We start from the raw sequence: 13806 nt of genomic DNA, 5'->3' as shown, positions 1-13806 counted from the left end.
CAGTTGGTTTTAACCTGGCCGATACCTAATTAAATGACTTATAAACGAAAAAGGGATCAACGGGATGAAGCACCTCTCTATTAAATGGAGCCTGACTGCTGCGTTAGCCCTGCTGGTGCTTATGATTGGGTTGATCAGTGGTCTTGGTTTTTTTGCTAATCACAATAGCTCTCAGGCGCTTGAAGAACTGACGGCTACCAACGTGCGGCTGACGAATTTAGCCAACCGCACGCAAGTCAATGCACTCAGAGCACAAACGTTTTTAGACCGCTCGGCAAGTTTTAGCACTCAGGGTAATCCAGAAAAGGGGCAGGAGAGCCTTGCCATGGCTGCAGAGGCGGTAGCTGAGGCAGAGGCACGTTTTAATGAGTTTCGTGCTGTGCCAATCAATCCTGAAGGCACACTTGCACCCCACCGTGATGCGATTATCAGCGCTTACAATGCCTTTGTGACAGAGGGCATTTCGCCACTGCTCGAGGCTGCCCCTTTCCAAATCCAGCGCAGGCAGGAGGAACTGGGAGTATTAAGCGCCGAGCTGGATCTGGCCATGAGCGGTTTTATTGCTTATACCGAAGAGCGTGGCGCTAGCGTCCTTCAGCAGGTCAATCGCTTGGCGACGACTATTGGCGTCATTGCGATTACCCTTTTAGTGATTTCACTGGTGGCCGTGGTGGTCATTCGGTGGGCAATGATGCGTAGCGTTGTAAGGCCCCTTCGGCGTGCCAGTGAGCACTTTGCACGGATTGCCGATGGCGATCTGACAGGTCAAATTGAAGATCGGGGCCGTAATGAAATTGGTCAGTTGTTCGGTGGCCTAGCGGCTATGCAGGAGAAGTTAAAACAGCTGGTGATAGCGTTGAGAGGCAGTAGCGAGCAGGTTTTCAGCGGGGCGGGTGATATCTCTGCAGGAAGCCAGGATCTCTCTTCACGAACCGAGCAGCAGGCCTCCGCGCTTCAGCAAACCGCTTCCAGCATGGAGGAGATGTCGACGACGGTAAGTAAAAATGCTGAAACGGCCGAAGAAGCGGATCAGCTCTCGGTGGCGGCGTCACAGTCGGCGGAGACAGGTGGTGAAGAGGTGGAGCGCACGGTGCAACTCATGCGTGAGATTGCGGCCAGTGCGAGCCAGGTAAACGATATTATCGGCGTGATTGACTCTATTGCCTTCCAAACCAATATCTTAGCGCTCAATGCATCGGTTGAAGCCGCGCGTGCAGGCGAACAAGGTCGTGGCTTTGCCGTGGTGGCCAGTGAAGTTCGCTCACTAGCGACGCGAAGTGCTGACTCGGCCAAAGAGATTCGTAGCCTGATCGAGCAGACCACCACGAAAATTAACGGCGGCGCTGAACAAGCGGAGCGCAGTGGACAGACGATTTACCAAACAGTGGATGCGATTCGTCAAGTCACCACTCTGATGGGCGAAATTTCGACCGCGACGCGGGAGCAGAATAGTGGCATTGAGCAGATTAACGCTGCTCTTACTGAAATGGATTCGGTCACCCAGCAAAACGCTGCGCTGGTGCAACAAACCAGCTCGGCGGCTAGCGCTCTAGAGGGGCAGGCCCGCGAGCTGGCCGACTTGATGGCTACCTTCCGCATTGATGAGAGTGCTGCAAGCGCTGTTGCGCTGACGCATAAGGGCGCTACTCGGCAGCAACAAGTTGACGGCCACATTGAGCCAGCGCCACGCCAGCAGGCGACGCAAAGTAAAAAAGAGGCCGTCGATGAATGGGATGAGTTCTAGGTCTGAATTAACTACAAGCTGCCGGTGACAAGCGCACTTATCATCGGCAGCTTTTTTACATCTCAGCACACCTCAGAGGCAGCTATCGCTTACGCGCGAGCAGAAACACGCAGACGCACATAATCTGCCGTCCAGTTTCCTTGCTCATCGCGTAGGCTGTGGCCCAGCAGCGTCATGGTATTCTCAAGCACGGCATCGCGCACATCCTCGTCGAGCCCATGTAAGAACGGGCTGGCAAACGTCTCAAGCCATCCAATCATGCCGGTGGGCAGCGGAGTCGGGCGTGGGATCAGCTCAATGCTTTCTACTTTGAAACCGACGGTTTCCAGCAGATGGCCATATTCATGGGTGGTCGGGAAATACCACGGATGACGGCCGCGGGCGCTAATGCCCCGAAACTGGAGAGCGGCAATCAGCGCGGTGCAAATAGCGGCGACATTGCCATGACCACCGAACTCAGCCACAAACCGGCCTCCCGGCTTCAATGCACGCTTAACGCCTGCGAGTACCGACTGAGGGTCAAGCATCCAGTGCAGCGCCGCATTGCTAAATACCGCATCAAACTCATGGTCGAAGGGCAGTTGGTGGCCATCAACAACGCGAGCGGTAATGCCCCGTTGGCGGGCGGCATTTACCATCTCTTCTGAAGCGTCAACACCGAGAACGTCAGCGCCCAGTTGCACAAGGCGCTCTGTCAAAGAGCCGTCGCCGCAGCCAAGATCCAAAATACGTTCGCCGGGTTGAGGCGCTAACAGCTTGACCACTTCGCTGCCTAGCTTAGGTACAAAATTAGCATTCTGGGCGTAGTCGCTGGCATTCCACTCTTGCCCGGGTGCATTTTGAGGGGTATGGGTCATATCGGCTTCCTGGCGTCGTTATTATTCCGTCAAAATTCAGTTATCAACGTATAGCCATATCAGTATAGCTTGCTGGTGCCTAACTTATTAGATAGCCAATGAAAATCATAATAAATGACTCGCCAGCACTATCTATTTGATAACTTAGATATCGGCCTTGATAAGCAACTTTTAATAGTGGTCTAGTAAAAAAAGCTAGAATGACACCATTTAGCCGCTGGAAGAGGTTGTTAATGAGCCCATCTATGCCTTGCTATAGAGTTAATTCTCCCGTTGGAGTGATTGCCGATACCCACGGTTTGCTGCGTGATGAGGCACTTTGTCTGCTGCAGGGGTGCGAGCTCATTCTTCACTTGGGGGATGTAGGTAGCAAAGAGGCAGATAAAACGATTTTGCAGCGTTTGGAGACACTGGCGCCGGTGCATTGCGTTAAGGGCAATATCGATACGGCGGCGTGGGCGACGAGTTTACCGACACATCAGGACATCATTGTGAACGAGAAGCACCTGCGCCTTGTGCACCGCTTAGAGGATTACGACCCGAGGTTGGCTTGCGATGCACTTCTGCATGGCCACTCCCATAAGCCCCGCAATGAATACCAGGAGGGAATGCTGCTTTTCAACCCAGGTGCGGCGGGAAAGCGGCGATTCAAACTGCCGATTACCCTAGGCAAATTATGGATAGATCAATATGGCGTACGGGGCGCGATCATGCATTTGCTATAGCCATGTTAACGCCATCCGCAATCCTGTCATGTTGTACAAATCTGTTACCCTGTTAGTTAGCTGTTTTAAATAAGCGTTATCAAGATAAGCGAGGTTCCATGAACGACGTTATTAAGCTGCTGAAATCCCACCGTTCGATCCGTAAATTTAGCGACCGGCCGATCCCGAAAGAATTGCTGCTGGAGCTTATCCAAGCCGGGCAGGGGGCAGCGACCTCCAGCCACGTTCAGGCGTATACGGTTATCCATGTAAAAGACCAGGCGAACCGTGAGCAGATAGCAGAACTGGCCGGTGGGCAAGGTTATATTGCCACCTGTGCAGACTTTCTAGTTTTCTGTGCCGATATGAAGCGTCCCACGGAGGCTTCAGAGCGCACCGGTGCAAACGTTGTGCGGGGCATGACCGAGCAACTGTTGGTAGCAACAGTGGATACGGCGTTGATGGCGCAAAATGTGGCAGTGGCGGCTGAGTCCGAAGGGTTGGGGATCTGTTATATTGGTGGTATCCGCAATAATCCCCAGGAGGTTAGCGACCTGCTACGCCTCCCCAAGCACGTGTACCCAGTGTTTGGTATGTGCCTCGGCTATCCGGATCAAGAGCCTGAAGTGAAGCCGCGCTTACCTGTGGAGGCGGTTCTGAAAGAAGACTACTACACTGAAGACGGCGAACAGGTAGAGTCCTTCGATACGACCATGCAGGCTTACTACCGGGCTCGCAGTAGCAGTAATAAAGACACCGACTGGTCTCGCAATCTCAAGCCTTTGTTCGATAATAAGCTGCGCCCTCATATGCGCGATTTTTTAATCAAGCGCGGTTTTGAAATGAAATAAAGGGCACTGCACACTATTTTAATAGGATTTTTGGAAAAGAGAACGCTCAGTCAATCGGTTGAGGTTCTCTTTTCCTCGCTTTCAGGAGCTTTACCGTATGCGCGTATTTTCAAATCCCGTCGGTTCCGGCTCTCTATGGTTCGATAATCTCGCAACCGCAGATGGTACCCCCGTTGCCTACGACCCTCAGGCCCGGGCCTTTGTGCCAATGCCGCCTTTTTGCATCAATCGTGACGTTATTGGCTGCAACTGGATTGCCCCTAAAGAGGGGGCTTTTTGCCGCGCTTGTGCGATGACAGCACTGGCGCCAGATCCCAGCCTTCCCAACGCTATTCCGAACTGGGCACAAACGGAAGCGGCTAAACGCTGGGTTTTGGATAACCTGGGGCGTTGGCACTGGTTTCGTCCGGAAGACCCAGGCGCGCCGCCGGTTTTCCATCTACTCGCCGAAGGCCCCACGCCTGTGCCGATGGGGCACATTGAAGGGGTGGTGACCATTAGTGTGGCCGAAGTAGACCCCGTGTTAGTTACGACGCGTCGTGAAGCGCTTGAAGAGCCTTACCGTACGATGATTGGTCATATGCGCCACGAGATTTCGCACATGCTCTGGTGGCGGCTTAGCTTACGTGAGGATTTTCTGAGTGCCTTTCGTGAGATGTTTGGTGATGAGCGTCAGGATTATCAGGCCGCGCTTCAGCACCACTACCAAAATGGGCCGCCGCCTGATTGGAAAGAGCGCTATTTAACCACTTATGCCTCTGCGCACCCCCATGAAGATTGGGCCGAAACTGCTGCACATCTGCTGCATTTAACCGATATTGCCGATAGCTTTGCGGCATCAGATCTCACTTCGCCGGAGCTGCCTAGCCCGCAGTGGGATCCTTATGCAGAGCCAGATGCCGAGCGTTTAATATACGTGGCTGCAGCGCTGACCGTCGGGGTCAACCACGTTAACCGCTCAATGGGATTGCCGGATCTTTACCCCTTTGTGCTCTCAGAGACGGCACGCCGTAAGCTGGCGTTTGTTCATGATTGGCTACGCCGCGGCGCGCAGGGTTTATAACCAGTAGCAAAGGTTGACACGGCAATAGTGAAGAATTGCCGTGACCATCTATACTGAGCTTCAAGGATTTATTCGCAAGTAGATAACCGATAACAACTAACAATAAGATCGATGGCGACGCAGGCCATCGGTTAACCCGCATGGAGACTGCATATGACCCTTGATCGCGCTTACTACCTGTTAGCTGCTTTCTACAGTTTAATAGTGATTATTGGGGTAATTGCTATATTGGCTGGAGGAGGAACACTACTTGCCCCCATTCATTTGATGTTGGGGGCATTGTCGGTGATTGGGCTGTGGGGGTATATCCTCAAGCGCGGGTTTATGAACCCGCGTATGTGGAGGCCTCTGGCCGGGGTGCTGGCGGTGGGTATTGTGGTTCAAATGTTCATCATGCTGACAACGGCGCTTTCGAGCGTTTTATTAACCTGGATGCTGACCAGCAGTATTTTTTCGGTCATGCTGGTGATTATGCTCTACCGTTATGGTGACCGAGATCAACCTCTCTGGGCATCTGATGAAGAGCGCACTGCCGCTCGACAGCTAGACGTTTTATTAAGCGATAGCTCTCCATTAACGGCCATTAAACGTGATGGAAGCCGCGAAAATAGCGTAAAAGTGACTAAATCTAATGGCGGCTATAGAGCAAGCGTGACACGGCGTTCGCAAGAGGGCCAAGAGCGCTTCGAGGAGCGTTTCCAATATCCTGAAACGCTCGTGTTTTTCTTAGAGAAATTCACCAGCGTAACGGTTGATGATTTTAGACGTTCTGCTTCGTTGGATGATCGAGAAAGCGCCGCGGCCACGGTATAGATAAAATATTCAAGTTATTAGTGAGGTATTGACATCTTGAGCTAGCATTTCTTCTAGCTGGAGGGCCAGCGTTTGCTGTATGTGCAAGTAGAGGGGGAGCAATGATTTCTTTAATCCACTCTCTGCTTGCTGCTTATTGATGTAGTAAGCACTTCTTCTTCCATGGAAGTTGATTGTTTCGCCGACTTTGGTGAAGTGAAAGCCTGTCAGAGCAAGAAGTCGGGGCAAGCTAGGTTCCATCATTGCAAAAACTTGAATTTTACCTAGCTGCCTCCCTAAAGCATAGCCGGTGACAAATAGGCCTGTGGCTAGTAGTGGGAAGAGCTGCCTCTCTTCAGTAGAAAAAAAAGTAACATTGTGATTGGTAGTCGAGCTTTCTAAAGAAGTAGAGCTATCTTTAAGTTTTATTCTGAAAAGGCGATTCACAGCCAGTCGTGAGATTTCATAGTAACTGCCTTGGGCAAGTTTGTCGGGATGCAGCTCTGCGTGTGTAAGGCTTTGGCTGCCATAAGATTGTAATGGAAGCTGGTTAAGTGGATGAGGTCTGGAGGCCTGAGGCATAACCACCCGCACGCAGCCTGCCACTAGTCCTGTTCTGCGGTGTTCTATCAAACAATGAATAGAGTTTTGGTCATGGATATCAAATTCGAGTTTTTTTATGGGGTCGCTGGCTTCTTCGTACTCAAGTTCTTCGCAGTAAACATCATGTCTTAAACGATAAGCCAGTTGTTTCTCATGCTCAGTTATGCAGAGTTTGAATTTGAACTCTTGTATGAATCTTGTAATAAATACCGCTGACGCATCCTTGTTCTTCACTTGCAGTGGTAAAGAGCTCATGTACTATCCCTATTTAAATCCAGAGTTAAGTATAAACGGTATCCATTATTGAGCACTAATTCCACTAAATGCTTCGATGATTTTTATAGGCCTGCCTAAATGAAACCCCTGACCATAAGTTATCCCATAGGCCTTTAGTATTGGCAATAGCGCTTCTTGATCAACGAATTCAGCAATGGTTTGCTTGCCAAAACCTTTAGCGATGTCGGCAATAGCACGAACAATGACGCGGCTGTCAGGGCTAATCAGCAGGCTGCGAATAAAGGAACCATCTATTTTAATATAGTCGACGGGTAACTGCCCAAGGTAGTGAAAACTACTGAAGCCTACTCCAAAGTCGTCCAGTGCGGTACGGCAACCCAGGTCACGTACTGCTTGTAGTACGCCACGGGCGGTAGAAAAATCGGTTACCGCGGCAGTTTCCGTTACTTCCAATATAAGGTGGTGAGGATCAGCGCCGCTAGCCGTCAGCTCGTCTGCCAAGTATTGCTTCAACCCTCCGTCGTGAAGAGACTGACCCGAAAGGTTAACTGCCAGAGTGATACCTCGATCCTGCAATTGGCTAAGTGCTTTTAAACTGTGTCGCAATACCCAACGGTCGATTAAAATAATCTGCCCGCTTTGTTCGGCAATAGGAATAAAGTGCGCGGGAGAAATTAGGCTCCCGTCTGCGTCGCGCATTCTTAGCAACACCTCGTGGTGTTTTACGTCCTGATCTTCCAAACGCATGATGGGCTGCACCATCAACTCGAAGCTATCCTCCTCAAGCGCATTGTGTATGCGTTCAACCCAGTAGACTCGTGCTTGCAGTTCGTCTTTGGCATTCTCCGACTTGGAAAGTAAATGCCAGTGCTGAAGGCCACTCTCCTTCGCTTTGTACATTGCCACATCAGCGCTAGCCATTAGGTCAGCAGGCGTATTGCCATGGGTTGGAAACAGGGCAATACCAATACTGGCCGTTACTCGATGCCGCCGCTCACCCACAACGAAGCCGATACCGTCTAATAGTTGGACAATATATTGCGCGACACTGACGGCTTGATCGGCGTTGGTATCTTCTAATAGGAGGGAGTATTCGTCGCCACCTAGGCGTGCAATAACGCCGCGGGGGCCAAGGTTGCGGAAGAGGGTGTCAGCCACTTCACGAAGCAATTTGTCGCCTACATGGTGACCACTCAGCTCGTTAACCTCCTTGAACTGATTCAAATCAAGTAGCAGTACTGCCCCTTTTGTCTTCGATGGGCGTTCAAGGGCGGTTTGCAGTGCATGTTGGAAGAAGCGCCGATTGTAAAGTTCCGTTAGCGGGTCACGTTCGGCCAGCCACGTTAGCCGAGCTTCGGCCGCCTTACGTTCGGTAATATCCAGACCAACCGATATACGTGACACCTTGCCGTCATTACCCGTTTGTAACGGTGCATGGTACCAAGCGATAGTATGAGTCCTGTGATCGGGCGTACGGAGTGTTTTCTCCTCTTGCTGGGGATGGGAAAACGTATTCACCTTGGTAGGGGCACCTGCCTCGAATACATCAACAAAATGACGCCCGAGTAGCGAAGCTTCATTAAGTCCTAGCATCAACTGGGTATACTCATTGACCAAGCTAATTCGTCCAGTGCCATTCTGGGCAATGATAAACACCTGGGCCGTATCCAGCAGGCCATTAACGAAATCTCGCTCTTTGGCTAGCTCTCCAATGCGCTCGGCTAGTTGGTCACCGCGCTCTTGTACTTCACTCTCTAACAATTCAAGTTGGCGTGAAAGCTCAAGGGTAGTGCTCTCAAGTACATCGATCTCGTCGGGAATGCGGCGGCGGTGGTTGGGAATGGCGGCGTGTATATCGCTAAATTTTCCGTCAGCTAGGGCAGGAAGCAATCCAGCGACTCTACGCAGTCGAGCCATTGGGCCCAGCAGTATGACCAATAGCAGTAGTTCAGCGGCAATCCAGCCGAGTACGCCTACGAACAAGAGTGTGCGAGTATCCTGGTTAATTGCCTTAATTTGCTCGGTAATGTCTGATATCAGCAGCAAGTATCCATTGCTACGTTCATTATCCTCTTCCATGCGTACTGCGCTGAGTTCTAAATGTCTGCCATCATGTTCAAGATTTAATGGTGTTTCCATTAAACGGCGAACAGGAGCTGTATCTGACGCTCGCTGCAAAGGTGCTAGGGTTTGCTCTTCGCTTGTGAGGGCTAGCAGTTGACCATTCCATGATTTTAGCTCTCGAGTTGCCGTCATCCCGCTATCTTCAGTGGGCCCGGTGACAAGTAGTGCGACTTCACTGCCAGATACCTCCTTGGCCTGCCGAGTGACATCGGCTAGCGAGCGGGTCAGTACGACCATACCAACGCTTTCTCCCGCCACTAGCACCGGCACGGCAGCGAACTGTTGGCAGCTAGCTGAACAACGCAATGTAGTGAGTGGCTGCTCGGTGTGCATCACCCGCCTGATCCAACTCAGAATGGGAAGCTGCGTTTGTGTATTGCCGGTGCCCCAATTACCCAAGACTTGCCCCTGGGTATTAATAATTAATATTTCATCGATACCCGCCTCAAGCTGTAGAGCGGGCCACTGGGAGTCTAGTGCTTGCTCAACTGCGGCGGTATTACCTGCTTGCAAGGGCGAGCCTAAGCTTGCCGAGGCCGCGGTTAACCCTGCCAACTGACGTAAATTTTCCGATGAGCGAACTAGCGCTAAACGAATTTCTCGCTGTTGGCGTTCATAGTGCTGGCTTCGGCTTTCTTGAAACTGACGGGTAAGATTGTCGTGGCCTAGCCAGGTAAAGAGCGTTACCAGCGCCAGCAGCAGCAGGCTACTTAACGCGATGACCCGCCATGTCAGGCTAAGGCGTTGGGGCGTTCGGAAAAGGGTAAATGGTTTCATCGCGGTAGCGTCCTAGCCAGGATCGAGGTAAACGTCAGAAGCGCAGCGATAATTGAAACAACCACATGCTCCATCTTCTGCTGGTCGCTGATGAATCTGGATTATCCTGAATAGGCAGCCAACCCGTGCCATCGACATGGTGGTATTCACCTGCCAGCATGACTTGAGGGTGCGGCGTCCACTGCAGGCCAACGGTTAGGTCATCTGCGAATTGGGTATGGGCTGGAACGCTTCCCCCTGTACTCGCCTCGAAAGATTTACCGTTGCGGTCTGCGCGGTTGCTGGTAAGGCTGTCATAACGCATTAACCACTGCCAGTCATTTGCAAAACGCCGAGCGTATTGGATATACCAACTTTCCCCTGTCGTGTCGAAGTTTACAGAAGACTGATTGAAGTTTTTTAACCCTGAACGGCGCAGGGCGTATTCAGTCGTTACACTCCAGAGTTCTTGATTGTATTGGAGTGAAAATACCCAGGGTGTAAAATAAAAATCTCCGTCGCTGACACCTGATTGATGTGACTCTATTTGGGATCTCACGTTGGCATTGCTAATCGCTGCAACGACACGACCTCCATCATGTTCATAACGAACTTGGGCAATCGTAGACTGCTGAGGATCGAAGGTGCCTGATATACGCTGAAGTTGAAGCGTATCGCTTAAATCGTCACCAGCCTGAGGCTTTCCTAAGCCAAACTGTCCTCGTAGTACTCCGTTGCTTAATCTCTGTTCCAAATAGAACGTTAGGCCGTCACCTGTGAGAGCCATTGAGCGTGTTCGGTCAAAATAGATAGACTGAGGCAGTAAGATGCTGGGACGGGTAAATGCCACATCGCGGGTTTGATTATAAAATCCAAAAGGGTTTTTAATCCGACCAAGCTGAACACCAAACGTACGCCCTTGGTCAGAAATCATTTGGTAATCAATGAGACCGTAATCCAGTTTAGGTTCTGCGTCGCTGCTATTGCCTCCAGCTCGACGACTTAGCACCTGAGCAGCAACGAGTACATCCTGATGAGGGCGTAAGGAGACGTTGAGGCCAATTTCGGTAAATTCTATGCTGCCTTCATCCTGGCTGCTCTGACCAAAAAAGTTGTTATTGTCAGTCACGACCAGCGCCTGACTAAGAAAGCCATGTACCTGTAAAGTATCCAGAGCGTGTTCGTCGCTTTGGGCAGGAGCAGATAAACCCATTACAACGGTGCCTAGCAAAGCGGCAAGGGCTCTGCATTCATTCCATCGAAATGACTTGGACTCTATCATCCAGATACTCCCTTTCAAGATACCCAATGGCACCCGGCGTTGAGGCGACGCGCTCGCGCATCTCTTCCTGGTCATTTACTCGGTCGGGGGCTTGACCGGTACCTGAAAAAACCATGCGATCCCAGGCTAATTGAAGTTGGTGCGGGTAAACCGCCAACTGCTCTTTGGTAAAGCGAGCATGTACTGGGTTGTTGTTACTTAAAACGAAAACCCTAACCGCTTGACCATCCGGCCAGGTGCGTTGGCGCATGGCGAAAATCGCGCGGGTAGTATCACGGTTCAGCCAGTGGGTAGTGACGTCAGGGTGAGCCACTAAAAAAAGCGGCGCTTCTCGAGCGATGGCATTCGTTGTTGCGAAAGCGAGCCCCACCAACACAATAAAAGTGGTCGCTGCCAGTAAGGCCAATCGCATTAGAGAGCCGCTTATAATGGGTAATGGCATTGGTAGTGGCTTACTGGTTGATTGATGAACGCCAGGTTCACCCGCGGTGCCGTTCTGCTCTGCGCTGAAAATGTGTATGTATTGATGACGTGTTCTCCCTCGCAGCACTAACGAGACTGTTTTTATATTCAGTCATGATGGTATGACTGAAAGATACACATCTCAAGCAACTGTGCCGTATCGATACGGCGTATACGCAAACACTACATCAATTCAAGAAAAATAACAGAAAGTTATGTCAACGAATAACGAGGATAAGCTGTGGCTATTCCATTACCGTATGCTTGTACATAATAGCTAATCGTCTGTGCGACACTGCGAATGCCATCCATCTTAAAAGGATCATCCACCATGTTCACCGGCCTAAGTGCATTCCCGCTAACCCCCATGAACGAGCAGGGCATTAATGAGTATGAGTTTGTCCGTTTAGTTGCTTATTTAGCTGAGGCAGCGGTGGATTCCATTGGCGTGCTGGGCTCGACCGGCAGCTACGCCTATTTAAACCGTGATGAGCGCGCCCGTGTTATTCAGCTTAGCGTTGAAAATGCAGTTGGCGCGCCTGTCATTGCAGGCATTGGGGCGCTACGTACTCGTGATGTGCTGGCTAATGCAGAACGCGCTCAGCAGGCAGGTGCCAGCGGCGTGCTGCTAGCGCCGGTCTCCTACCAAAAGCTCACCGACGACGAGGTCTTCGATCTATACGCCACGGTTTGCCAATCGCTGAGTGTGCCGCTCTGCGTGTACGATAACCCTGGCACAACCCATTTTGAATTTAGCGATGAGCTGCATGGGCGAATCGCCCAACTGCCCCAGGTTCGCTCTATCAAAATTCCGCCGGTGAACAATGATATTGACTCTGCAAAGGAGCGAGTGACTGGGTTGCGCAAGCTGATCCCCGCTGATGTCACTATCGGCATCAGCGGCGACGCGGCAGCAGCCACCGGTCTAAATGCAGGATGTGATGCCTGGTATTCCGTTATCGGCGGGTTATACCCTAGAGCAGCGCTGGCGATAACCCGAGCTGCTCAGGCGGGGGATGTTCAACAGGCCAAGGCGCTTTCAGACGGCCTTGAGCCGCTGTGGGCACTCTACCGTGAATACGGCGGTAGCCTGCGAGTGGCGGCTACCATTGCAGAAATCACCGGGAAGGTGAGTCAGCCCTGCTTGCCCCAGCCGCTTAAAACGCTGCAAGCGGGCGATCGTAAAAGAGTAGAGCAGGTACTGGGGCAGCTTGGGCTTGAGTAAAACCTTATTATAAAAACGCCCGGCCAAGGCCGGGCGTAATATGCCATTAAACGATGGTTACTCAACGAGCTTAAGCAAGCGATCTGGATAATTTGTGAACAGGCCGTTTGCGCCCATTTCCATCAAACGCTCCATCTCATCGGTTTCATTGACGGTGTAAACGTGCACCGGCAGGCCATTTTCATTTGCTTGACGAATAAAGTCGGCATCGATGACTTCTTGGCCTTCGTAGATATAGTTAGTTCCGATTCCTGACGCGTATTCCGCTACCGCCTGGAAGTCTTCATCATTAATCTCTGCTGGGCCCGGTGTCACACCAGTCCACTCCACTAAACGCGATTCGTCCTCTTCACTGGGGTAGTACCAAACGAGCTGGATTAGCGGAATGTCATCGTTTAGTTCCTGCACTTTTAACAGGCTCTCCTGCTCGAAAGACTGCACTAATACTCGGCCACTCTCGACCATGTCGTACTCTTCCAGCGTTTTTACCAGGGCTTCTTCCAAGCCTGGGTTTAGCTGCGGTGACTTGGTTTCAATGTAGTAGCGAGCATCGTGACCGAAACGCTCGAAAAGCTCATCCAGCGTGAGGATCTGTGCCCCTGCAAAGTCCGCGTCTGCTTTATCAGCATTGGCTTCATTGAACCAAGAGCCGGTATCCAGCGCTTTCAGCTCTTCCATGGTGTAGTCGTTAATCTTGCCTTCACCATCGCTGGTGCGGTCAATGGCGTCATCATGAAATACCACGACTTCACCATCGGCGGTGATTTGGGCGTCCAGCTCTAAGTAGTCGACATTCCACTCATGGGCCAATTCATAGGCCGCCATGGTGCTTTCCGGCGCGTGGCCGCTGGCCCCGCGGTGGGCGATCACTTGGAATGACTCAAGCTCTTTGAGCTGCTCCTCCAACGGTGTGGACTCCGCCAGCGCGGTGGTTGTGGCAGCACCAGCAAAAAGCCCCAGTGACATTGCGGCGAATAGCGAATGACGTTGCATTAAAGCACCTTAATTGAATGTTCGTTCAATAAGCGTACATGGCCTGGAGCGTTAAAGCCAAGTGACGAGAACTGTTCGGTGATTCATCGAGAGCCGAAGAGAGCAGCCATCAA

General features: G+C 51.5%; 12 protein-coding genes. 6 read left to right on the top strand and 6 right to left on the bottom strand.

The features are described from left to right. Positions 1-64 precede the first annotated feature (64 nt). A complete protein-coding gene (locus tag LMS44_RS15660; protein ID WP_027960060.1) occupies positions 65-1744 on the top strand; it encodes a methyl-accepting chemotaxis protein in 1680 nt (559 codons plus the stop codon). Between the two features lie 89 nt (positions 1745-1833). On the opposite strand, the gene LMS44_RS15655 is transcribed toward LMS44_RS15660, so the two are convergent. Further along, entirely contained in the window at positions 1834-2601 is a 768-nt protein-coding gene (locus LMS44_RS15655; protein ID WP_022522572.1) for a class I SAM-dependent methyltransferase, read from the bottom strand. A gap of 245 nt (positions 2602-2846) precedes the next feature. On the opposite strand from LMS44_RS15655, the gene LMS44_RS15650 reads away from it, so the two are divergent. From LMS44_RS15650 to LMS44_RS15635, 4 genes are all read left to right on the top strand, one after another. Then, entirely contained in the window at positions 2847-3326 is a 480-nt protein-coding gene (locus tag LMS44_RS15650) for a metallophosphoesterase family protein (protein WP_027960061.1), read from the top strand. Positions 3327-3424: 98 nt separating this feature from the next. After that, entirely contained in the window at positions 3425-4156 is a 732-nt protein-coding gene (gene nfsA / locus LMS44_RS15645) for an oxygen-insensitive NADPH nitroreductase (RefSeq protein WP_027960062.1), read from the top strand. 97 nt (positions 4157-4253) lie between these two features. Beyond that, positions 4254-5219, top strand: a complete 966-nt coding sequence (locus LMS44_RS15640; protein ID WP_161463044.1) for a zinc-binding metallopeptidase family protein — start codon at positions 4254-4256, stop codon at positions 5217-5219. Between the two features lie 153 nt (positions 5220-5372). Then, positions 5373-6032, top strand: a complete 660-nt coding sequence (locus LMS44_RS15635; RefSeq protein ID WP_498945632.1) for a hypothetical protein — start codon at positions 5373-5375, stop codon at positions 6030-6032. A 9-nt stretch (positions 6033-6041) separates the two neighbouring features. Here LMS44_RS15635 and LMS44_RS15630 read toward each other — a convergent pair whose 3' ends face one another. The 4 genes from LMS44_RS15630 to LMS44_RS15615 are packed head-to-tail and all read right to left on the bottom strand — an operon-like array spanning position 6042 to position 11425. Next, complete coding sequence (locus LMS44_RS15630) at positions 6042-6869, bottom strand: PEP-CTERM/exosortase system-associated acyltransferase (RefSeq protein WP_161463042.1); 828 nt, start codon at positions 6867-6869, stop codon at positions 6042-6044. A 45-nt stretch (positions 6870-6914) separates the two neighbouring features. Further along, the gene (locus tag LMS44_RS15625) at positions 6915-9752 is read right to left on the bottom strand and encodes a bifunctional diguanylate cyclase/phosphodiesterase (protein ID WP_498945630.1); all 2838 of its coding nucleotides are present in this window, start codon (positions 9750-9752) and stop codon (positions 6915-6917) included. A gap of 34 nt (positions 9753-9786) precedes the next feature. Beyond that, positions 9787-11013 (bottom strand): hypothetical protein, encoded by a 1227-nt coding sequence (locus tag LMS44_RS15620; protein WP_022522579.1) that lies wholly within the window; start codon positions 11011-11013, stop codon positions 9787-9789. Further along, a complete protein-coding gene (locus LMS44_RS15615; RefSeq protein ID WP_022522580.1) occupies positions 10982-11425 on the bottom strand; it encodes a hypothetical protein in 444 nt (147 codons plus the stop codon). Before LMS44_RS15615 ends, LMS44_RS15620 begins: the two co-directional genes overlap by 32 nt. A gap of 381 nt (positions 11426-11806) precedes the next feature. Between LMS44_RS15615 and LMS44_RS15610 the strand changes: the two genes are divergently transcribed. Further along, a complete protein-coding gene (locus tag LMS44_RS15610) occupies positions 11807-12700 on the top strand; it encodes a dihydrodipicolinate synthase family protein (RefSeq protein WP_022522582.1) in 894 nt (297 codons plus the stop codon). A 57-nt stretch (positions 12701-12757) separates the two neighbouring features. Here the strand turns inward: LMS44_RS15610 and LMS44_RS15605 are convergent, their stop codons facing one another. Beyond that, a complete protein-coding gene (locus LMS44_RS15605; protein WP_009287588.1) occupies positions 12758-13693 on the bottom strand; it encodes a glycerophosphodiester phosphodiesterase family protein in 936 nt (311 codons plus the stop codon). Between the last annotated feature and the right edge of the window lie 113 nt (positions 13694-13806).

This window comes from Halomonas profundus (genome assembly GCF_020865425.1).
In the GTDB taxonomy this organism is placed as follows: domain Bacteria; phylum Pseudomonadota; class Gammaproteobacteria; order Pseudomonadales; family Halomonadaceae; genus Vreelandella; species Vreelandella titanicae.
This window is presented reverse-complemented; position numbering and strand designations above follow the sequence as displayed.